The following is an 18,648-nucleotide window of genomic DNA, read 5'->3' on the forward strand; positions in this document are numbered from 1 at the left end:
CCGACTTGTCCGATTATCATACTGCGACCCGCGCCCGGATCCGGCTCTTTGTGGACGCCCCCCTGTCGGGCGGTCAACAGGTAATGCTGACGCGCGATCAGGCCCACTATCTGTTCGGCGTGATGCGGCAGGGGGTGGGCGCGCCGGTTCTGCTCTTCAACGGGCGTGACGGCGAATGGCGGGCCAAGGTGGCCGAAGCCGGCAAACGCGCGGGCCGGCTCGATGTGGTGGAGCAGACAGCAGCACAGGCGCTGCCCCCTGATTTCTGGCTCGTGTTCGCGCCGATCAAGAAGGCCCGCACCGATTTCATCGTGGAGAAAGCCTGCGAACTCGGGATGCGGCGGATCCAGCCGGTCTTTACCGCCTATACCAACAGCGAGCGGCTGCGCCGCGATCGGTTGCAGGCCCATGTGGTGGAAGCGGCTGAGCAATGCGGCGGCACGTTCGTGCCAGATGTGGCGGAGCCGGTGAAATTCGAGCGGCTGCTCGCCGACTGGCCGGAAGGGCGCCAGATCGTCTTTTGCGACGAGAGCCGCGATGCCCGCCCGATGGCGGAGGCCGTCGCCGGCCTCACCGGGCCGGCGGCGGTGCTGATCGGTCCCGAGGGCGGCTTTTCGGCTCAGGAAGCGGCGCGGCTGCGGGCGCGGGACGATGTGATCCCGGTGACGCTCGGTCCCCGCATCCTGCGCGCTGACACGGCCGCGGCCGCGGCGCTGGCGATCCTCCAATCGGTGGCGGGGGACTGGCGATGAGTTTCGTCCGGCCAGAGGTCGCGGCGCTGGCCCGCCGGCACCGCATGACGATCCTCTTCGGACTGCTGACCGCGCTCGGCCTCTGGGGGCTTCTGGGCGCCGTCCTGCGCGGGCAGGAGGTCTGGATGCTGATCTGGGGGGCGCTGGCGCTCGGGGGCGCCGTCGCGGCCATCGGGGCTTTCCAGCGCGCCCGGTTCGTGGGCGAGGGCGCAGGCTGGGGCCGCGTTCTGCTCGATGAAAGCCTGCTTGGCTATCTTGGCCCCGAGGGCAGCAGTTTCATCGATATCGACGACATCACCCGCGTGGATTTCGCGCCCGCACAGCGCGGCGCCGGTCACTGGGTCCTGCGCGGCAAGAGCGGTGTTCAGTTGCGTATTCCGGCCCGGGTGGAGGGCGGCGAGCAACTGTTCGACGCGCTTGCGCAACTGCCCGGTCTCAGCGTGCCGAAACTTCTGGCCGCGCCCGACACGGCCAGCCGGGTGCCCATCGCCGTCTGGCAGAAGCCCCGCCCGCAGATCGAACGTCTGCACTGATCCGCGGCCTTGCGTCCCGCGCGGCGCGGCACTAAGTCGGAAGTTCATCCGTGGCCAACCGGGAGCCTTGCCATGTCGATACCGCAATCCGGCGGCGGACCGATCGAAGATCACGCCCAGCTGGCCCAGTATCTCTCCGACGGATGCAAGCCGGCCGACGCCTGGCGGATCGGCACCGAGCATGAGAAATTCGGCTATTGCCTGAACAGCCACCAGCCGCTGCCCTATGAGGGGCGCGGCTCGATCCTGACCGTGCTGGAAGGCTTGCGCGACCGCTACGGCTGGGCGCCTGTCGAGGAAGCGGGGCACCTGATCGGGCTGGAAAAGGACGGGGCCAATGTCAGCCTCGAACCCGGCGGCCAGCTGGAATTGTCGGGCGCGCCGCTCGGCACCATCCACGAAACCTGCGACGAGGTGAACGCCCACCTGCGCGAGGTGAAGGATATTGCCGATGCGGTCGGCGTCGGCTTCATCGGGCTGGGGGCCGCGCCCGCATGGACCGAGGACCAGATGCCGGTCATGCCGAAGGGCCGCTACAAGCTGATGACCAGCTACATGAAGACGGTCGGCACGCTCGGCACCGCGATGATGTACCGGACCTGCACGGTGCAGGTGAACCTCGACTTCGCTTCCGAGGCGGACATGGTGCAGAAGTTCCGCATCGCGCTGGCGCTCCAGCCGGTCGCCACGGCGCTATTCGCCAACTCGCCCTTTTTCGACGGGCAGGTGAACGGCTGGCAAAGCTGGCGGTCGCGGATCTGGACCGATCTCGACCCGGCCCGCACCGGCATGCTGCCCTTTGTCTTCGAGGACGGGATGGGGTTCGAGCGCTATGTGGACTATGCGCTCGATGTGCCGATGTATTTCGTCTATCGAGACGGAAAATATATCAATGCGCTGGGCCAGTCCTTCCGCGACTTCCTGCGGGGTGAATTGCCGGCTTTGCCTGGCGAGGTGCCGACCCTGTCCGACTGGGCCGATCACCTGACGACGATTTTCCCCGAAGTGCGGATCAAGAAATTCATGGAGATGCGCGGCGCCGACGGGGGGCCGTGGCGGCGTATCTGTGCCTTGCCGGCGCTCTGGGTCGGGCTGCTCTATGATGGGGCCGCCCGAGATGCCGCGTGGGACCTCTGCAAGGGCTGGTCGGAAGAGGAACGCTGGGCGCTCCGCATGGACGCGGCAAAACACGGGCTGAAGGCGCAGATCGGCGGCCGGACGATGCAGGAGCTCGCGGCCGATGTGCTGGAGATATCAAAGGCCGGACTGGCGGCACGGGCGCGGGCCGGTGCGGGCGGGCTGATCCCCGACGAGACCCATTTCCTCAATGCCCTGCATGAAATCGTCGATCGCGGCGAGACGCCGGCGGACGAGCTTCTGCGCCACTATCACGGGGACTGGAAGGGCGAGATCGACCCGATCTATGCCGCCTACAGCTACTGACGGGCCCTATTGCGGCGGCACCGGACCGAACCGGTTGTCGCCCGCTGTTCCGGGCAGCGCCATCATCGCGAGCAGGATCGGAAGGCCCAGAGGCAGGAAATAGACCAGCACCCACCAACCGCGCCGGTCCTGATCGTGCAGGCGCCGCACGAAGCTGGCCAGTTGCGGCAGGAGCAGCGACAGATAGACCAACGCGGCGAGGATGATCGCCGTCAGCCCGACAATATCGTCGAGTTCTGTCAGCACGAAAACGGCGGTGAACAGCCCGCCCACGATCAGCGTGCAGGCAAGGAAGAAGTACCAGAATTCCGAACGGCTCGCGCGGCCCGAAAAGTCTGCATAGCGCCGCAGGCAGCGCCCGGTGGCCTGCGTGAGGGTCACAGTTCCTCCGGCGGACCGGGCGCCGGGCCGAACCGGTTGTCGGCCAGATCGCCGGGCATGGCGGCCCAGACCAGAAGCACCAGCCCGCCGATGACGGGCACCAGCCCGATCCACCACCACCAGCCGCTCCGGCCGGTGTCATGCAGGCGGCGCACCATGGCCGCCGCGGTGGCGATGGCAAGGTAGATCACGAAGACGCCGAGCATGGAGGAGGCGACCAGAAGGAACCCGCCAAGGATGCCGCTCGGGCCGGACCGTTCCATCCCGAGCAGTTTCGCCGCATGGTCCGCACCCAGATGTGCCACCGACACCATCGCGATGGCAAAGAGTGCGAAAGACCAGTAGGCCGCCCGCGAGGAGCGCCCCCGAAATGTCAGGCCGAGCGACAGCCCTTCCCGAATGAACGTGGCAAAAGACATGAATTCCCTCTTTACGCGCAGTCACTTGTATCCGCCCGCAGGATGGGGTGCGGATCGGCAGCCGGTCAAGTCTGCTGCGCGGGCGAGGGGATCATCGCGGCCCGCCTGTTGCCCGGTGGTGCCGGCGCTTCAGCCTGCGTCCGCCTTGCCGGACTTCGCGCCGATCCGGGGTTCGGTGCCAGCGAGGAGCCTGCGGATATTGGGTGCATGGCGCACCCAGACGAGCACGGCCAGCACAATGCCGAGCCAGACCGCCTGCGGCAGCCCGAACAGGTAGAGATAGACCGGTGCCGCGGCCGCGGCGACGAGCGCCGAGAGCGAGGAGATACGGAAGAGGGCTGCCATGACGGCCCAGGTCGCACAAGCCGCCAGCCCGGCGGGCCAGCAGAGCGCCAGCATCGTGCCGAGATAGGTCGCCACCCCCTTGCCGCCCCGGAACCCGAGCCAGACCGGGAAGAGATGGCCGAGAAACGCGCCCAGACCGGCCAGTTGGTCATAAGGCTCGCCATAAAGGGCCCGCGCGATGAGGACCGCAATCGCGCCCTTTCCGCTGTCGAGCAGGAGCGTCGCCAGCGCGGCGGGCTTGTTGCCGGTGCGCAAGACGTTGGTCGCGCCGATATTGCCCGATCCGATCTGGCGGATGTCGCCAAGGCCCAAGAGCCGCGTGATGACCAGCCCGAAAGGCACCGACCCGAGCAGGTAGGCCAGAAGGAAAACGCCGATCATCCAGGGCAGGGCAGCCTCGAAACCGGGTGCGGCGGCGCCGGGGCGCAACAGGTCGGGGATCATGCGGCCTCTCCGAAAATGATGTCGCCGCCCACGATACTCAGGATCACACGCCCCTGCATCCGGCGCAGGTCATAGGGCGTGTTTTTCGACTTGGAGCGCAATGTCGCGCGGTCGAGAAGGAAGGGCTTGTCGGGATCGAAGAGGATCAGGTCGGCCGGTGCGCCTTCGGCGAGCCGTCCGGCGTCCAGACCGAGCAGCTTTGCGGGGTTCAATGCGAGCGCGCGGAAGAGCGCCGGCAGGTCAAGATGACCGGCATGAACGAGTTGCAACGCGGCGGGCAGGAGCGTCTCCAGCCCCACGGCGCCGGAGGCAGCTTCCTCGAACGGCAGGCGTTTGCTTTCCTCGTCCTGCGGCGTGTGCATCGAGGAGATGATGTCGATCTCGCCCGCGGCCAGCGCCTCGACCACGGCGAGCCGGTCTTCCTCGGCGCGCAGGGGCGGCTTGACCTTGAAGAAGGTCCGGTAGTCGCCGACATCGAACTCGTTGAGGGTCAGATGGTGGATCGACGCGCCCGCCGTCACCGGCAGTCCGGCGGCCCGGGCGCGGGCCAGCGCGGGCAGGGCGGCGGCGCAGGTGATCTGGTCGGCATGGTAGCGCACGCCCGTCATCTCGACGAGCGCGAGGTCGCGTTCCAGCTGGATGCGTTCCGCCATCGGCGATACCGCGGGCAGGCCGAGTTTGGCGGCAAACGGCCCCGAGGTCATGCAGGCCCCGTCCGACAGGATCGGCTCTTGCGGGTGGCCGATGATGAGCGCGCCAAGGCCCGCCGCATAGCTCATGCAGCGTTGCAGCACCTTCGTGTCCGCCACCGGGCGGTCGGCATCGGTAAAGGCCACGGCGCCCGCGTCGAGCAGGAAGCCATATTCGGCCATCTGCTTGCCGGCGCGGGCCCGCGTCAGCGCGGCCATGCGCAACACGTTGACCGGTGCGGCCTCGCGGGCGCGACGGTCGAGAAATTCGAGCGCTTCGGGTGAATCGATGGCGGGGCTGGTGTCGGGCCGGATGACCATCGTGGTCACGCCGCCCGCGGCGGCGGCGCGGCCTGCAGTGCGGAAACTTTCCTTGTGGCGGTCGCCGGGCTCGCCGATCTTCACCCCGATATCGATGATGCCGGGTGCAAGGCACAGCCCGCGCCCGTCGATCCGGCGGGCATCCGTCGCGGGATCGGGCTTTGCACCGACCGCTGCGATCCGGCCGTCCGCGATCCGGACCGCACCGTGGGTCTCGGTGCCCGCGTCGGGATCGATCAGGCGCACATTCTCGATCAGGAGGTCGCTCATGCCCGGGCCTCCTTGAGGTTGCGGGCGAGCAGGTCCATCGCGGCCATGCGCACCGCGACGCCCATTTCCACCTGTTCCTGAATGACCGAGACGTTGATGTCGTCGGCCAGCGTGCCGTCGATCTCCACCCCGCGGTTCATCGGGCCGGGATGCATGACGATCGCGTCGGGTTTGGCAGCTTTCAGCTTCGCGGCATCAAGGCCGAACCGGTGGTAATATTCGCGTTCCGACGGGATGAAGGCACCGCTCATCCGCTCTTTCTGCAGCCGCAGCATCATCACCACATCGGCATCGGCCAGACCGGCCTTCATGTCATGTTCCACTTCCACGCCGAGCCGGTCCATGCCCGAGGGGATGAGCGTCGCCGGGCCGACGATCCGCACCCGGTTTTCCATCTTGCCGAGCAGGATGATGTTCGAGCGCGCCACCCGCGAATGGGCAATGTCCCCGCAGATCGCGACCGTCAGCCGGTGCAGCCGTCCCTTTCGGCGGCGGATGGTCAGCGCGTCCAGAAGCGCCTGTGTCGGATGCTCGTGCCGCCCGTCGCCGGCGTTCAGCACGGCGCAGTTCACCTTCTCCGCCAAGAGGTTCACAGCGCCCGAACTCGGGTGCCGCACGACCAGGATATCAGGATGCATCGCGTTCAGCGTCATCGCGGTGTCGATCAGGGTTTCCCCCTTTTTCACCGAGCTTGTCTGCATCGCCATGTTCATCACATCCGCGCCGAGCCGCTTTCCGGCCAGTTCGAAGCTCGACTGGGTGCGGGTCGAGTTCTCGAAGAACATGTTGATCTGCGTCAGGCCGGCCAGCGCCGTGCCGTGCTTGTCGGGCGACCGGGTCCGGTCGACATAGGTGTCGGCCAGATCGAGAATGGCGGTGATATCGGAAGGCGAGAGATGCTCGATGCCCAGAAGGTGTCGGTGGCTGAACATGAAAGCTCCTGCAGCGGTTGGCCCCGCTTATATCAGGGCTGCGGGACGGGGCAAGACTGGCGGCGCGCCTTGCCGCAGTGCCGGGACCGGTCCAGACTGGAGCCGCCCTGACCCGTTGAAGCGAAGGCCCGCCACCATGACCTTGCCACGCCCCGATCTGCTCGTCGAAGCGCCCTATGCGCCGAACCCGCGCCGCGTACGCATCTTCATGGCGGAAAAGGGGATCGACCTGCCGCGCGAGCAGGTGGATATCATGGCGGGCGAACAGTTCCTGGCCCATGCGGAGCGGGTCGGGACGTTTCACGTGCCGGCACTGCATCTCGATGACGGCTCGTGGCTCACCGAGACGGTGGCGATCTGCCGCTATCTCGAAGCGCTCCATCCCGAACCGAACCTGATGGGCCGCGACGCGCGGGAGGCGGCCGAGATCGAAATGTGGTCCCGCCGGATGGAGTTCCAGCTTTTCTATCCCGTGGCGCAGGTGCTGCGGCACGGCAATCCGAAAATGGCCGTGATGGAGGATCAGGTCCCGCAATGGGCGGAGGCCAACCGCACGCGGGTCCAGTCCGGGCTGGAGCTACTGGAGCATGCCCTTTCTCGGGACGGCTATGTCGCTGCAGGGCGCTATACGATTGCCGATATCACCGCCTTCGTCGCCGTGGAGTTCATGCGCACGATCCGGCAGGAGCTTCCCGAAGCCCATGACGCGACCCATGTCTGGCGCGGCCTGATTCGGGCGCGTCCCTCGTCGGTGCCCTGATCCGGTCCGGTCTTCTGGCGTCCGGCCTTGATGCATCCTAGAGTGGCCGCAGAATCGCCCATCACGGAGCCTGACGCGCATGACACCCGGCCAGAGCACCCCCGAGGCTTTGCTCGCCCATCTCGACTGGATGGTCGAAATGGGGGCGGACGAGGCCATCGGCGATGTGCCGGTGGACCGGTTCGCGCTGCCCGACAAGGCACCGTGGAGCAAGCCGGGCGCCCGCAAGCAGGCTGCGACCCCGTCTGCTCCCCGTGGCGACACAGCGGCGGACACGCCCGTTCAGGCGCCGCCGAAGGAAGACCCGGCCAAGGCGGCATCCGAACTGGCGGCCTCCTGCGCGGATCTCGATGCGTTGCGTGTCGCGGTCGAAGGTTATGACGGCTGCGCCCTGAAACGCGGGGCGCGCAACACGATCTTTGCCGATGGTGTTGCGGGTGCGCGGGTGATGGTCGTCGCCGACGCGCCGGATCGGGACGAGGATCAGGCCGGACGGCCGCTCGCCGGTCGCGCGGGGCTGCTCTTCGATGCGATGTTCGCGGCAATCGGGCTCAGTCGGAGCGCGGATGCGCCGGCAGCAGGGCTCTACCTGACAAGCCTGTTGCCATGGCGCCCGCCGCAGAACCGGCCGCCGTCGCCAGACGAGATTGCCCAGATGCGGCCCTTTCTGATGCGCCATATCGAACTGGCCGCGCCGGAAGTGCTGATCCTGCTCGGGACGCCGCCGGTGCGCACGGTCCTCGACACGCAGGCCGGCGTCACACGGCTGCGCGGGCAGTGGACGGCGCTGGGCGACCTGCCGGTCATGCCGATGCGCCATCCGCGCGCCCTTCTGCGCGACACCGGGTTGAAACGCGACGCATGGGAGGACCTGAAAGCGGTGCGTGACAGGCTGGCTGCCGGAGGGGCGGCCTGATGGGCGATCGTGCCTTCATTCCCGTCCGCATTGCGGTCCTGACCGTGTCTGACAGCCGCGGACTGGCCGAGGACCGGTCGGGCGATGTGCTCGTGGCACGGCTGGAGGGTGCGGGGCATCTGCTTGCCGACCGCGCGATCCTGCCTGACGAGCGCGACCAGATCGCCGCGCAATTGCGCGCCTGGGTTTCCGATCCGGATATCGATGTGGTGATTTCCACCGGCGGCACGGGCCTCACGGGGCGCGATGTGACAGTGGAGGCGCATCGCGATGTCTACGAGAAGGAGATCGACGCTTTCTCGACGCTCTTCACCATGGTCTCGGTCAAGAAGATCGGCACGTCGGCGGTGCAATCTCGTGCCTGTGGCGGGGTGGCGGGCGGCACCTATCTGTTCGCGCTTCCCGGCTCGCCCGGCGCCTGCAAGGACGGGTGGGACGAGATCCTGCAGCCGCAGCTCGACTATCGCCACATGCCCTGCAATTTCGTGGAAATCATGCCCCGGCTGGAGGAACACCAGCGCCGCAAGTGAGAGTCAGCCGCCCGCGGTGCAGCCGCGGATATCCGCGGCAAATCCGCTGCCCAGAACGGTCAGCCGCAGCCGGTCGCGTTCGAGCAGGAACCCGCCATCGCCGTAATATTCCATCCGTGCGCTGCCGCTGATCCGCCCGCCCGCGACATCCGATCGAGATGTGCCGATCCAGAGATCGGCATCCGGGCTTTCCACCACCGTGATCGCATCGGGCGGCAGGGCGCGGTCGAAGGTCAGATCGGTCGTCAGTTCGAACCGATCGCCAGACCGGTCGAGCCCGCAGGCGGCGCCGGTCAGGCCCTGCGCCTGCCCGGACCGCGGCGCGGATTTCAGCGCCGCCACGATTGCCGGTTGGGCCGCACCCCCGCGCGCGGCGGGCAGCTCGGCGGTGAATGTCTCGAAAGCGGGGATGCAGATCTCCTCGCATACGCCATAGTCGAGCGCGAGCCGGACCCGCACCGGGGCACCCGTATCGCGCGGCCGGATGCGGATCGGCAGGATCACCTGCCCGCCATAGCCGATGGTCTGCTCGCCGAATGTCTCGAACACGTCCGGCGTCGGCCAGACGACCTCCACGGCGGCGATATTCTCCGATCCGGTCCAGTCGAAGCGCGGCGGAATGCCGGTCGCGCCGGGCGCGCGCCAGTAGGTCTTCCAGCCCGGATTGAGGTCGAAGGCCACGGCTATGGTCTCGATCCCGTTATCCGCCTGCCAGCCGGGCAGAAGTGCCACCGTGCCGAAATCTGTATCGGGGGCGCTCTGTGCCATCGCAAGCGTGCCAAAGCCTGTGAGCAAGGCCGCGACGGCGGCCAGGGCAGGGCGGAACAGGTTGGAGCGGCGTGGCATGTCGGGACTCGGGTCAGGACAGAAATCGCGCCCACTCTAGTCAAACAAGCGGGGACCGGAAGTCACATTCGGGTGTGAGTCCGCTTGAAATCGCCGCCCGCGAGCGGCACATTTATGGCTATGAGCGCAGATCAACAGGAACCCGGATTTCTTGACGGCAAGCTGCTGGTTGCCATGCCCGGCATGGGCGACAGCCGGTTCGACCATACTGTCATCTTCATCTGTGCCCATTCGCCGGAAGGCGCGATGGGCCTTGTCATCAACAAGCCGGCGCCAGATCTGAAATTCAAGGACCTGCTGGACCAGCTCGATATTCCCGGCACCGGTTCGGCGCGCGAGTTGCGCGTGCATCTGGGCGGACCGGTCGAACATGGGCGCGGCTTCGTGCTGCACACGCCGGAATATCATGTCGACCAGTCGACTATGGATATAGACGGGCTGTTCGGGATGACTGCAACGCTGGAGGTCCTGCGCGATATAGCTGGCGGGGAGGGGCCGGAACGGTCGCTTCTGGCGCTCGGCTATGCCGGCTGGGGACCGGGGCAGCTGGAGAGCGAATTGCAGGCGAACGGCTGGCTCACCTGCGATGCCGATCTCGATCTTGTCTTCAACGATGATGATGACGAGAAATGGCAGGCCGCGCTGGCGCTTCTGGGCGTCGATCCGCGCATGTTGTCGGCCGAGGGCGGCACCGCCTGATATCCCGATCCTATGCCGGTTGATCCGGGCGCGGGGCCGCGGCGCGGCCCAGCCGGTCATTGATCGCGGCGCCGAGCCCGCCCATCGGGATCGGCGCGACCGCAATCCGGGCAAGGCCCGCATCGGCGGCCAGATTGTCGATTTCCCGCATCGCGGCAAAAAGCCGTGCGGCCGCTTCATGCAGATCGCCGGTGGGCGACAGGTTCAGCGCCGGTCCGTCGATCCCTTCCGGGTCCGGTCCGAACCCGAGCCAGGCCTCTCCGGTCAGGGGGCGGTCCGCGTCCAGCCGCATATGGGCGTCCGGCGCGTAATGGGACGCAAGCTGCCCCGGTGCGGTGATTGCCGCATGGCCTTCACGGTCCGCCAGCGGGCGGCAGAGGCAGGCCTCAATCGTCTCACGCGGGATGCCGCCCGGCCGCAGAAGGACCGGCGCGCCGTCAGCGTCGAACCCGACAATCGTGCTCTCCAGCCCCACCGGACAGGCGCCGCCGTCCAGAATGGCCTCGATCCGGCCCGACAGCCCGTCGGCCACATGCGCGGCCGATGTCGGGCTGACCCGCCCCGACGGATTGGCCGATGGGCCGGCCACGGGGGCGCCGAACGCCTCCAGCAGCGCGCGGCCGAGCGGGTGCGCCGGCACGCGGACGCCGAGTGTCGGCAGGCCGGAAGTGACCAGATCGGACAAAGGCGCCCCAGCGCGGCGCGGTAGAACCAGCGTCAGCGGTCCGGGCCAGAACGCATCCGCCAGTTGCCCCGCGGCCTCGGGCAGATCCACATAGGCTTCCACCGCGGCGCGGTCGGGCAGATGGACGATGAGCGGGTTGAACCGCGGCCGGTCCTTGGCCGCGAAGATCCCTGCGACGGCCGCATCTGACCGGGCATCGGCACCGAGCCCGTAGACGGTCTCTGTCGGGAAGGCGACGCGGCCGCCGTCGCGCAGGATCTCGGCCGCGCGGGCGATGCCCGCAGCACTGTCGGGCAGGATCTGGGTGACGGGGTCGGCCATTGTGACGTTGCGTTTTCCTTGTTTCCCGGGCGGCGTGCGGCCTAACCTGCCCGCTGTCGGCAGCCCGACTGTCGGCATACTGAATTTCACCGGTTTCCGGAAGCCCGGAGAACCGGCCGGCGAGCGGAGCGGATGATGACTTATCGGGCCCCTGTTTCTGAATTGCAGTTCCTGTTGCGCGACGTGCTCGGCTACGGGCGCGTGACAGAGACCGAACGGTTTGCCGAAGCGGCAGGCGAGATGACGGACGCGATCCTGACCGAAGCCGCGCGTCTGGCCGAAGAGGTGATGGCGCCTCTGCAGCGCGCGGGCGATCTGCACCCCGCGCGGCTGGAAAACGGCGTCGTGCGCACCTCGCCGGGCTTTGCCGACGGGTACAAGGCGATTGCCGAAGGCGGCTGGGTCGGGATGACGGCCGATCCCGAACATGGCGGCATGGGCCTGCCGCTGACACTCGCCACGGGTGTGAATGAGATGATGCATTCCGCCTGCCTCGCGCTCGCGCTCAATCCGCTTCTGACGCAGGGGCAGATCGAGGCTCTGGAAGCGCATGCAAGCGACGAGATCAAGGCGACCTACCTGCCCAAGCTGACATCGGGCACCTGGACCGGCACGATGAACCTGACCGAGCCGCAGGCCGGGTCGGACGTGGGCGCGCTACGCTCCAAGGCCGTGCCCAATGGCGACGGCACCTATGCGGTGAGCGGGCAGAAGATCTATATCTCCTGGGGCGACCATGACGTAGCGGAAAATGTCTGCCATCTCGTGCTCGCACGGCTGCCGGACGGGCGTGCGGGAACCAAGGGCATTTCGCTCTTCATCGTGCCGAAATATCTGCCCGACGAAGCGGGCAATCCCGGCAAGGCCAACAGCCTCCGGACCGTTTCGCTGGAGCACAAGATGGGTCTGCACGGCTCGCCAACGGCGGTGATGGAGTTTGACGGCGCGACCGGTTGGCTCGTCGGCGCGGAGCATGGCGGCATGGCGGCCATGTTCACGATGATGAACAATGCGCGGCTGGCCGTCGGGGTCGAGGGGCTCGGCATTGCCGAGGCTGCAACCCAGAAGGCCGTTGCTTTCGCGCTTGACCGCGTGCAGGGGCGGGTGCCCGTCGAGGGCGGCACGGGAACGATCCTCGACCATGCCGATGTGCGCCGGATGGTGCTGCGGATGAAGGCGCTGACCGCGACCGCGCGGGGGATCTGCCTCGATACGGCGCTCAGTTTCGACATGGCGCAGGCGACCGGCGGCGAAGAGGCGAAAACATGGGCCGCGCGTGGCGCGTTCCTGACGCCGATTGCCAAGGCGCATGGCACGGATATCGGCTGCGAAGTGGCCGAGCTCGGCATCCAGGTCCATGGCGGCATGGGCTATGTGGAGGAAACCGGCGCAGCGCAATTCTATCGCGATGTGAAAGTGACCACGATCTACGAGGGCACCAACGGCATTCAGGCGATGGACATGGTGGCCCGCAAGCTGATGGATGGCGGCGACGCGGCCCGTGCAATGCTGGCAGAGGTGCAGGCCACGGCCGACCGCGCAGCGGGGTCGGACGGGGCGTTGGCGCCGCTAGGCGCGGCGCTCGGTCGGGCTGTCGAGGCCGTGGCCGAGACGCTCGACTGGATGCTCGGCGCCGAGATGAACGACCGTTTCGCGGGCGCGCGGCCCTTCCTGACGGCTTTCGGGCATCTGCTCGGCGGCCATTATCTTCTGGCGGCAGCACTGGCGGGTGACAGTGCGGAACGCGTGGCGCTCGCACGGTTCCAGATCATGCAGATCCTGCCCGGCGTCGGCGGGCTGTGCCTATCGGCCCAACAGGGCGCGGAACCGCTCTATGCCTTCCCGGCCGACGCGTTGACGGCCTGACCGGATGGGCAGCGCGCAGGACCCGATCCGGATGCCGTTCCAGACGCCGCCCGCAGAAGGGGCGGCGGTCGAGGTCGCGCCGGGCATTCTGTGGATGCGGCTGCCGCTCCCGATGGCGCTCGATCATGTGAACATCTACGCGCTCGACGATGGCGACGGCTGGACGGTGATCGACACGGGCATGTCCTCACGCCGGTCCAAGGCGATCTGGCAGGCGCTCCTGGTCGGGCCGCTTGGCGGCAAGCCGGTGCGGCGGCTCGTGGTCACCCATCACCATCCGGATCATGTCGGGCTTGCGGGATGGTTCCAGACCGAACTGGGGGCCGAGCTTCTGACCAGCCGCACGGCATGGCTGATGGCGCGGATGCTGGTGCTCGACGAACAGGCGCTGCCGACCCCCGAGGCGATGCGTTTCTATCGTGCGGCCGGCACGCCGGAGGCGGTGCTGGCAAAACGCAGCACGGAACGGCCTTTCAACTTTTGCGACATGGTCGACCCGATGCCGCAGGGTTACACGCGGCTGGCCGGGGGCGACCGCCTGTCCATGGGCGGGCGCGACTGGATCGTGCGCACCGGCAACGGCCACGCGCCCGAACATCTGACCTTCTGGAGCGCGGACGGCGACCTCGTCATCGCGGGCGACCAGATTCTGCCGGGCATCTCGCCCAATCTGGGCGTCTATCCCAGCGAGCCGGAAGCCGATCCGGTGGGCGAATGGCTGGAAAGCTGCACCGCGCTGAAGGCCCATGCGACCGAGGCGCATCTGGTGCTGCCCGGCCACAAGCTGCCTTTCACAGGCCTGCCGGCGCGGCTTGGCCAGCTGATCGACAACCATCATGGCGCACTGGAGCGCCTGCGGTCCCATCTGGCAACGCCACGGAGCGCCGTGGACTGTTTCCCGGCGCTGTTCCGTCGCGAGATCGGCGAAGCGGAGTTCGGCCTCGCGCTGGTGGAGGCCGTGGCGCATCTGAACCACCTGCACCGTCTGGGGCAGGCCGCTTTCGAGACCGACATGAAAGGTGCGCGGATCTGGCAGGCAACGGATGCCTGCCTCCGGGCGGCAGCGTCTTGATCCGGCGCGTTTCCAGCTGGCCCGGCAGGAGCGTCTGGCCTGCCAAAACGGGCTGCGGCGCACCCTGCGACAGCGTCGGACCTTTGCAATTCGACCGGAGTTGACTATACGTCACCCCAAAAAAACAACCCACCATCCCGAGGACGAAAGACATGAGTGACTACAAACCTGGTGAAATGGACATCACCGAGCAGGAGAAAACCTTCGTCGGCTTCATCAAGGTCGGCATCTGGACCGGAGCAGCGGCGATCGGCGTTCTGATCTTCCTCGCCCTCTTCAACTCCTGACCACCGGCCCGCGTCGCAGCGCGGGCCATTTCAAAAACCGGGACATATCATGAAAATAGCGATTCCGAAGGAAACGCGCGCTGATGAAACGCGCGTGGCGGCCGTGCCTGAAACGGTCAAGAAATTCCTGAAACTCGGCGCAGAAGTGACCGTGCAGGCCGGGGCAGGCGCGAGCGCCAGCATCCCCGATGCGGCGTTCGAAGATGCCGGTGCGACCATTGCCAAGACCTACGCCGCGACGCTCAAGGGCGCGGATGTGGTGCTCAAGGTGCTCGCTCCGACCGAGGCCGAGGTGAAATCGCTGGCGAAGGGCCAGAAGCTCTTCGCGATCATGGCGCCCTATGGCGACCCCGAAATCATGCAGGCCTGCGCCGACAAGGGCGTGGATGCGTTCGCCATGGAGTTCATGCCGCGCATCAGCCGCGCCCAGTCGATGGACGTGCTCTCGTCACAGTCGAACCTTGCGGGCTACAAGGCGGTGATCGAGGCGGCCAACAGCTACGGCAAGGCAATGCCGCAGATGATGACGGCCGCGGGCACGGTTGCGCCGGCCAAGGTCTTCGTCATGGGGGTCGGCGTGGCCGGCCTTCAGGCCATCGCCACCGCCCGCCGTCTCGGAGCAATCGTCACGGCAACGGACGTGCGCCCCGCGACCGAGGAACAGGTGGCTTCGCTCGGTGCGAAATTCATCGCCGTGAAGAACGAGGAATTCGAGCAGGCCCAGACTTCCGGCGGCTATGCCAAGGAAATGTCCGACGATTACAAGCGCCAGCAGGCGGACCTGGTCGCCGGTCACATCGCCAAGCAGGACATCGTCATCACCACCGCGCTGATCCCGGGCCGCAAGGCGCCGGAACTGGTCAGCGCCGACATGGTCGCGTCGATGAAGCCGGGTTCGGTGCTGGTCGATCTGGCTATCGAGCAGGGCGGCAATGTCGCGGGCGCGAAGCTGGGCGAAACCGTCACCACCGACAACGGTGTGTCGATCATCGGTTATCCCAACATGGCCGGGCGGCTTGCGGCGGATGCTTCCGCGCTCTTTGCCCGCAACCACTACAATTTTCTGGCCCAGTTCTTCGGCGAGGAGGGCTTTGCCTTCGACCCGGAGGACGAGCTCGTCAAGGGCATCCAGCTCACCGGCGGCGGCGCCGTCATCCACCCCAATTTCGCCGAGAAGGAGGCTGAGTGATGGCCGGACCCCTTGATCAACTGACCGAAGCGGCCAATGCGGCCGCGGACGCGTCCGAGCGGGTTGCGGAACTCGCGCAGGAACTGGCCGTCGCCGCTCCGGAACTGGGTAGCGCCATGGGCCACGGGGCGGGCGTCTCGCCCTTCCTCTACCTGTTCGCCGCCTTCGTTCTGGCCTGTTTCGTGGGCTATTACGTCGTCTGGTCGGTGACGCCCGCGCTGCACACGCCGCTCATGTCGGTGACGAACGCCGTGTCGTCGGTGATCGTCGTGGGCGCGCTTATCGCGGTCGGCGTCGATACGGACCTCGCATCGGGCTGGACGCCGCTTTTCGGCTTCATCGCCACGGTGCTGGCCTCGGTCAACATCTTCGGGGCCTTCATGGTCACCGAGCGGATGCTGGCCATGTACAAGAAAAAAGACTGAGGGGGCTGAGATATGGCCAATTTCGCAGCCTTCGCCTACCTCGTTGCAGGCATTCTTTTCATCCTGACGCTCCGTGGTCTGTCGCATCCGACGACCTCGCGGCAGGGCAACAAGTTCGGCATGGCCGGCATGACCATCGCCGTGCTGACCACGCTCATCGCCCACCCGCCCGCGGGTATCGGCGTGCTTCTGGTGCTGCTCGCGATCGCGCTGGGCGGCGGTGTCGGCTTCGTCATCGCCAAGCGGATCGAGATGACCAAGATGCCGCAGCTGGTGGCCTTCTTCCACTCGCTCGTGGGTCTGGCCGCGGTCTTCGTGGCGGCGGGCGCCTTCTATTCGCCCGAAGCGTTCGGCATCGGCTCGGTCGGTGACATCAAAGCCGGGTCGCTCATCGAGATGAGCCTCGGGGTCGCCATTGGTGCGATCACCTTCTCGGGGTCGGTCATCGCCTTTGCCAAGCTCGACGGGCGCATGTCCGGCGCGCCGATCCTGCTGCCCTCGCGGCACATGATCAACATCGCGCTGGCCGCGGCCATCGTGATCATGGTGATCCTGATGATCACGACGCAGGCGACGATCTGGTTCTGGCTCATCGCGATTGCCGCGATCGTGCTCGGCGTGACGCTGATCATCCCGATCGGCGGCGCGGACATGCCGGTGGTTGTCTCGATGCTGAACTCCTATTCCGGCTGGGCCGCCGCGGGGATCGGCTTCACGCTTGGCAACCTGGCGCTGATCATCACCGGCGCGCTCGTGGGCGCATCGGGGGCGATCCTGTCCTACATCATGTGCAAGGGCATGAACCGGAGCTTCATCTCCGTCATCCTCGGCGGTTTCGGCGGCGACGATGCTGCCGCGGCCGCTGCGGGCGGCGGCGAGCAGAAGCCGGTCAAGCGCGGCTCGGCCGATGATGCGGCCTTCATCATGCAGAATGCCGGCTCCGTCATCATCGTGCCGGGCTACGGCATGGCGGTGGCGCAGGCCCAGCATGCGCTGCGCGAGATGGCCGACAAGCTGAAGGAAGCCGGTGTGGACGTGAAATACGCGATCCATCCGGTGGCCGGGCGTATGCCGGGGCATATGAACGTGCTGCTGGCAGAGGCCAACGTGCCCTATGACGAGGTGTTCGAGCTGGAAGACATCAACGCCGAGTTCCCGCAGGCCGACGTGGCCTTCGTCATCGGCGCCAATGACGTCACCAACCCGTCTGCCAAGACCGACCCGAATTCGCCCATCGCGGGCATGCCGGTGCTCGACGTGGAAAAGGCCAAGACGGTTCTGTTCGTCAAGCGCTCGCTCGGCTCGGGCTATGCCGGAATCGAGAACCCGCTCTTCTTCATGGACCAGACGATGATGCTTCTGGGCGACGCCAAGAAGATGTGCGAGGACGTCGTCAAGGCGATGGATTAGGGCCACAGGTCACGGAAAATTCACGAGGGCGGGCTGGTCATCAGCCCGCCCTTTTGCATACCAATTCACATACTGGAAACTTTTTGCATGACGAATTTAGGGGGACTGCCGATGATCCGCGCCATAGCCGCGATTGTCCTGCTGACGCTTCTGGGGGCCTGTGCCGACAATACCGCCTCGCCGCCCGAGGAGATTGCCCGCGCCGCTTATCAGAGCGGCGAACCGCCCTATATCGAGGTCCTGTCGATGGTGTCGGAGAAGACCGGCCAGTCGGACCATACCGGGGTGGTCGTCAACGCGCCCTCGCAGCGTGTGCTCTATGATCCGGCCGGCAATTTCAAACATCCGTCCATGCCCCACAAGGGCGATGTCTTCTACGGCGCGTCGGACCGGATGGTCGATTATTACAAGCGGTTCCACGCGCGGTTCGGCTTCTATGTCCAGTCCCAGAAAGTCTATGTGAGCGCGTCTGAGGCGGAACAGTTCCTGCGCGAGATCGAGTCCCGGCCGCCGACCCGCAACGTTTTCTGCGGAGCATCGACGGCGTCCGTGCTGCGCACCGCGCCCAGCTTCTCGGACTATATGAGCGCCTGGTTCCTGCCCGAGACGGTGCGGATCAACGTGTCGCGCATGCCCAATGTCGTCACGACAGACTTCTACGAGAATGACCGCGGGAAGAACCTGGTCATCTCCAGCGCCGATACGGCAGCAGAGTAGCGCGCGCCATGGGGTGGGGCATATCGGATGTGATGCCCCGCCTGCCGGACATTCGCTCATTCTTGTCCCTGAAAATGACAAACCCCCGGGCCAGGCCGCGGGGGTCGTCGTCGTTCAACGGGGCGGGGCCCCGGTGGCACGCATGTCTTACAGAAGACCTTCGCGCTGCAATTTCTTCCGCGCCAGCTTCCGCGCACGGCGGACGGCTTCGGCCTTTTCACGGGCCTTTTTCACGGACGGCTTTTCGTAATGCTGCCGAAGCTTCATTTCACGAAACACGCCTTCGCGCTGCAGTTTCTTCTTCAGCGCACGGAGCGCCTGATCGACATTATTGTCGCGAACCATTACCTGCATGTGGTGTCACCACCTTTCTAAGTTGGATTTGCAAGAATTGCA

The 18,648-nt window shown here is 66.6% G+C and carries 22 protein-coding genes; 14 read left to right on the forward strand and 8 right to left on the reverse strand.

The window, feature by feature from the left end; all coding sequences use genetic code 11:
• Nucleotides 1-5 precede the first annotated feature (5 nt).
• From GSH16_RS15160 to GSH16_RS15170, 3 genes are all read left to right on the forward strand, one after another.
• Nucleotides 6-752, forward strand: a complete 747-nt coding sequence (locus GSH16_RS15160; protein WP_160856461.1) for a 16S rRNA (uracil(1498)-N(3))-methyltransferase — start codon at nt 6-8, stop codon at nt 750-752.
• Complete coding sequence (locus GSH16_RS15165; protein ID WP_160856462.1) at nt 749-1,285, forward strand: hypothetical protein; 537 nt, start codon at nt 749-751, stop codon at nt 1,283-1,285. The genes GSH16_RS15160 and GSH16_RS15165 overlap by 4 nt, the downstream gene beginning before the upstream one ends.
• 72 nt (nt 1,286-1,357) lie before the next feature.
• Nucleotides 1,358-2,728 (forward strand): glutamate--cysteine ligase, encoded by a 1,371-nt coding sequence (locus GSH16_RS15170; protein ID WP_160856463.1) that lies wholly within the window; start codon nt 1,358-1,360, stop codon nt 2,726-2,728.
• A 6-nt stretch (nt 2,729-2,734) separates the two neighbouring features.
• Here GSH16_RS15170 and GSH16_RS15175 read toward each other — a convergent pair whose 3' ends face one another.
• The 5 genes from GSH16_RS15175 to GSH16_RS15195 all read right to left on the reverse strand — a co-directional run bounded on the left by GSH16_RS15175 (nt 2,735) and on the right by GSH16_RS15195 (nt 6,529).
• Nucleotides 2,735-3,109 carry a DUF805 domain-containing protein gene (locus GSH16_RS15175; RefSeq protein WP_328803251.1) on the reverse strand — a complete coding sequence of 125 codons (375 nt, stop codon included), beginning with the start codon at nt 3,107-3,109 and terminating at the stop codon, nt 2,735-2,737.
• Nucleotides 3,106-3,528: a DUF805 domain-containing protein gene (locus tag GSH16_RS15180; protein WP_160856464.1), complete on the reverse strand. Its 423-nt coding sequence runs from the start codon at nt 3,526-3,528 to the stop codon at nt 3,106-3,108. Before GSH16_RS15180 ends, GSH16_RS15175 begins: the two co-directional genes overlap by 4 nt.
• A 129-nt stretch (nt 3,529-3,657) precedes the next feature.
• A complete protein-coding gene (plsY, locus tag GSH16_RS15185; protein WP_407941078.1) occupies nt 3,658-4,317 on the reverse strand; it encodes a glycerol-3-phosphate 1-O-acyltransferase PlsY in 660 nt (219 codons plus the stop codon).
• The gene (pyrC, locus tag GSH16_RS15190) at nt 4,314-5,597 is read right to left on the reverse strand and encodes a dihydroorotase (RefSeq protein ID WP_160856465.1); all 1,284 of its coding nucleotides are present in this window, start codon (nt 5,595-5,597) and stop codon (nt 4,314-4,316) included. Before pyrC ends, plsY begins: the two co-directional genes overlap by 4 nt.
• Nucleotides 5,594-6,529, reverse strand: a complete 936-nt coding sequence (locus GSH16_RS15195; RefSeq protein ID WP_160856466.1) for an aspartate carbamoyltransferase catalytic subunit — start codon at nt 6,527-6,529, stop codon at nt 5,594-5,596. The genes pyrC and GSH16_RS15195 overlap by 4 nt, the downstream gene beginning before the upstream one ends.
• Nucleotides 6,530-6,665: 136 nt before the next feature.
• Between GSH16_RS15195 and GSH16_RS15200 the strand changes: the two genes are divergently transcribed.
• The 3 genes from GSH16_RS15200 to moaB all read left to right on the forward strand — a co-directional run bounded on the left by GSH16_RS15200 (nt 6,666) and on the right by moaB (nt 8,735).
• Nucleotides 6,666-7,289 carry a glutathione S-transferase family protein gene (locus GSH16_RS15200; RefSeq protein ID WP_160856467.1) on the forward strand — a complete coding sequence of 208 codons (624 nt, stop codon included), beginning with the start codon at nt 6,666-6,668 and terminating at the stop codon, nt 7,287-7,289.
• Nucleotides 7,290-7,368: 79 nt separating this feature from the next.
• Nucleotides 7,369-8,205 carry a uracil-DNA glycosylase gene (locus GSH16_RS15205; RefSeq protein ID WP_160856468.1) on the forward strand — a complete coding sequence of 279 codons (837 nt, stop codon included), beginning with the start codon at nt 7,369-7,371 and terminating at the stop codon, nt 8,203-8,205.
• The gene (moaB, locus tag GSH16_RS15210) at nt 8,205-8,735 is read left to right on the forward strand and encodes a molybdenum cofactor biosynthesis protein B (protein ID WP_160856469.1); all 531 of its coding nucleotides are present in this window, start codon (nt 8,205-8,207) and stop codon (nt 8,733-8,735) included. Before GSH16_RS15205 ends, moaB begins: the two co-directional genes overlap by 1 nt.
• Nucleotides 8,736-8,738: 3 nt before the next feature.
• Here moaB and GSH16_RS15215 read toward each other — a convergent pair whose 3' ends face one another.
• A complete protein-coding gene (locus GSH16_RS15215; protein WP_160856470.1) occupies nt 8,739-9,581 on the reverse strand; it encodes a protein-disulfide reductase DsbD domain-containing protein in 843 nt (280 codons plus the stop codon).
• Nucleotides 9,582-9,701: 120 nt separating this feature from the next.
• Between GSH16_RS15215 and GSH16_RS15220 the strand changes: the two genes are divergently transcribed.
• Nucleotides 9,702-10,280: a YqgE/AlgH family protein gene (locus GSH16_RS15220; protein WP_160856471.1), complete on the forward strand. Its 579-nt coding sequence runs from the start codon at nt 9,702-9,704 to the stop codon at nt 10,278-10,280.
• A gap of 10 nt (nt 10,281-10,290) precedes the next feature.
• Here GSH16_RS15220 and GSH16_RS15225 read toward each other — a convergent pair whose 3' ends face one another.
• Nucleotides 10,291-11,286, reverse strand: a complete 996-nt coding sequence (locus GSH16_RS15225) for an L-threonylcarbamoyladenylate synthase (protein WP_160856472.1) — start codon at nt 11,284-11,286, stop codon at nt 10,291-10,293.
• 135 nt (nt 11,287-11,421) lie between these two features.
• On the opposite strand from GSH16_RS15225, the gene GSH16_RS15230 reads away from it, so the two are divergent.
• The 7 genes from GSH16_RS15230 (at nt 11,422) to GSH16_RS15260 (ending at nt 18,252) form a co-directional block, all read left to right on the forward strand.
• A complete protein-coding gene (locus GSH16_RS15230; protein WP_160856473.1) occupies nt 11,422-13,152 on the forward strand; it encodes an acyl-CoA dehydrogenase in 1,731 nt (576 codons plus the stop codon).
• Between the two features lie 4 nt (nt 13,153-13,156).
• Nucleotides 13,157-14,224, forward strand: a complete 1,068-nt coding sequence (locus GSH16_RS15235; protein ID WP_160856474.1) for an MBL fold metallo-hydrolase — start codon at nt 13,157-13,159, stop codon at nt 14,222-14,224.
• Nucleotides 14,225-14,376: 152 nt separating this feature from the next.
• The gene (locus tag GSH16_RS15240; protein WP_160856475.1) at nt 14,377-14,511 is read left to right on the forward strand and encodes an aa3-type cytochrome c oxidase subunit IV; all 135 of its coding nucleotides are present in this window, start codon (nt 14,377-14,379) and stop codon (nt 14,509-14,511) included.
• Nucleotides 14,512-14,560: 49 nt separating this feature from the next.
• Complete coding sequence (locus GSH16_RS15245; RefSeq protein ID WP_160856476.1) at nt 14,561-15,700, forward strand: Re/Si-specific NAD(P)(+) transhydrogenase subunit alpha; 1,140 nt, start codon at nt 14,561-14,563, stop codon at nt 15,698-15,700.
• Nucleotides 15,700-16,125, forward strand: a complete 426-nt coding sequence (locus tag GSH16_RS15250; RefSeq protein WP_160856477.1) for a proton-translocating transhydrogenase family protein — start codon at nt 15,700-15,702, stop codon at nt 16,123-16,125. The genes GSH16_RS15245 and GSH16_RS15250 overlap by 1 nt, the downstream gene beginning before the upstream one ends.
• Before the next feature lie 12 nt (nt 16,126-16,137).
• Nucleotides 16,138-17,535 (forward strand): NAD(P)(+) transhydrogenase (Re/Si-specific) subunit beta, encoded by a 1,398-nt coding sequence (locus GSH16_RS15255; RefSeq protein ID WP_160856478.1) that lies wholly within the window; start codon nt 16,138-16,140, stop codon nt 17,533-17,535.
• 87 nt (nt 17,536-17,622) lie between these two features.
• Nucleotides 17,623-18,252 carry a hypothetical protein gene (locus GSH16_RS15260; protein ID WP_160856479.1) on the forward strand — a complete coding sequence of 210 codons (630 nt, stop codon included), beginning with the start codon at nt 17,623-17,625 and terminating at the stop codon, nt 18,250-18,252.
• Nucleotides 18,253-18,399: 147 nt separating this feature from the next.
• On the opposite strand, the gene rpsU is transcribed toward GSH16_RS15260, so the two are convergent.
• Entirely contained in the window at nt 18,400-18,606 is a 207-nt protein-coding gene (rpsU, locus tag GSH16_RS15265; RefSeq protein WP_160856480.1) for a 30S ribosomal protein S21, read from the reverse strand.
• Between the last annotated feature and the right edge of the window lie 42 nt (nt 18,607-18,648).

It is taken from the genome of Oceanomicrobium pacificus (genome assembly GCF_009833495.1).
GTDB classification, from domain to species: Bacteria; Pseudomonadota; Alphaproteobacteria; order Rhodobacterales; family Rhodobacteraceae; genus Oceanomicrobium; species Oceanomicrobium pacificus.

What these genes read in the sequence shown, in the direction of transcription:
- GSH16_RS15245 (WP_160856476.1), top strand. Translation starts at nt 14,561, where the DNA reads ATGAAAATAGCGATTCCGAAGGAAACGCGCGCTGATGAAACGCGCGTG.
- GSH16_RS15195 (WP_160856466.1), bottom strand. Translation starts at nt 6,529, where the DNA reads ATGTTCAGCCACCGACACCTTCTGGGCATCGAGCATCTCTCGCCTTCC.
- GSH16_RS15230 (WP_160856473.1), top strand. Translation starts at nt 11,422, where the DNA reads ATGACTTATCGGGCCCCTGTTTCTGAATTGCAGTTCCTGTTGCGCGAC.
- GSH16_RS15255 (WP_160856478.1), top strand. Translation starts at nt 16,138, where the DNA reads ATGGCCAATTTCGCAGCCTTCGCCTACCTCGTTGCAGGCATTCTTTTC.
- GSH16_RS15200 (WP_160856467.1), top strand. Translation starts at nt 6,666, where the DNA reads ATGACCTTGCCACGCCCCGATCTGCTCGTCGAAGCGCCCTATGCGCCG.
- GSH16_RS15235 (WP_160856474.1), top strand. Translation starts at nt 13,157, where the DNA reads ATGGGCAGCGCGCAGGACCCGATCCGGATGCCGTTCCAGACGCCGCCC.
- GSH16_RS15165 (WP_160856462.1), top strand. Translation starts at nt 749, where the DNA reads ATGAGTTTCGTCCGGCCAGAGGTCGCGGCGCTGGCCCGCCGGCACCGC.
- GSH16_RS15180 (WP_160856464.1), bottom strand. Translation starts at nt 3,528, where the DNA reads ATGTCTTTTGCCACGTTCATTCGGGAAGGGCTGTCGCTCGGCCTGACA.
- moaB (WP_160856469.1), top strand. Translation starts at nt 8,205, where the DNA reads ATGGGCGATCGTGCCTTCATTCCCGTCCGCATTGCGGTCCTGACCGTG.
- rpsU (WP_160856480.1), bottom strand. Translation starts at nt 18,606, where the DNA reads ATGCAGGTAATGGTTCGCGACAATAATGTCGATCAGGCGCTCCGTGCG.
- GSH16_RS15260 (WP_160856479.1), top strand. Translation starts at nt 17,623, where the DNA reads ATGACGAATTTAGGGGGACTGCCGATGATCCGCGCCATAGCCGCGATT.
- GSH16_RS15170 (WP_160856463.1), top strand. Translation starts at nt 1,358, where the DNA reads ATGTCGATACCGCAATCCGGCGGCGGACCGATCGAAGATCACGCCCAG.
- plsY (WP_407941078.1), bottom strand. Translation starts at nt 4,317, where the DNA reads ATGATCCCCGACCTGTTGCGCCCCGGCGCCGCCGCACCCGGTTTCGAG.
- GSH16_RS15225 (WP_160856472.1), bottom strand. Translation starts at nt 11,286, where the DNA reads ATGGCCGACCCCGTCACCCAGATCCTGCCCGACAGTGCTGCGGGCATC.
- GSH16_RS15240 (WP_160856475.1), top strand. Translation starts at nt 14,377, where the DNA reads ATGAGTGACTACAAACCTGGTGAAATGGACATCACCGAGCAGGAGAAA.
- GSH16_RS15215 (WP_160856470.1), bottom strand. Translation starts at nt 9,581, where the DNA reads ATGCCACGCCGCTCCAACCTGTTCCGCCCTGCCCTGGCCGCCGTCGCG.
- pyrC (WP_160856465.1), bottom strand. Translation starts at nt 5,597, where the DNA reads ATGAGCGACCTCCTGATCGAGAATGTGCGCCTGATCGATCCCGACGCG.
- GSH16_RS15220 (WP_160856471.1), top strand. Translation starts at nt 9,702, where the DNA reads ATGAGCGCAGATCAACAGGAACCCGGATTTCTTGACGGCAAGCTGCTG.
- GSH16_RS15250 (WP_160856477.1), top strand. Translation starts at nt 15,700, where the DNA reads ATGGCCGGACCCCTTGATCAACTGACCGAAGCGGCCAATGCGGCCGCG.
- GSH16_RS15205 (WP_160856468.1), top strand. Translation starts at nt 7,369, where the DNA reads ATGACACCCGGCCAGAGCACCCCCGAGGCTTTGCTCGCCCATCTCGAC.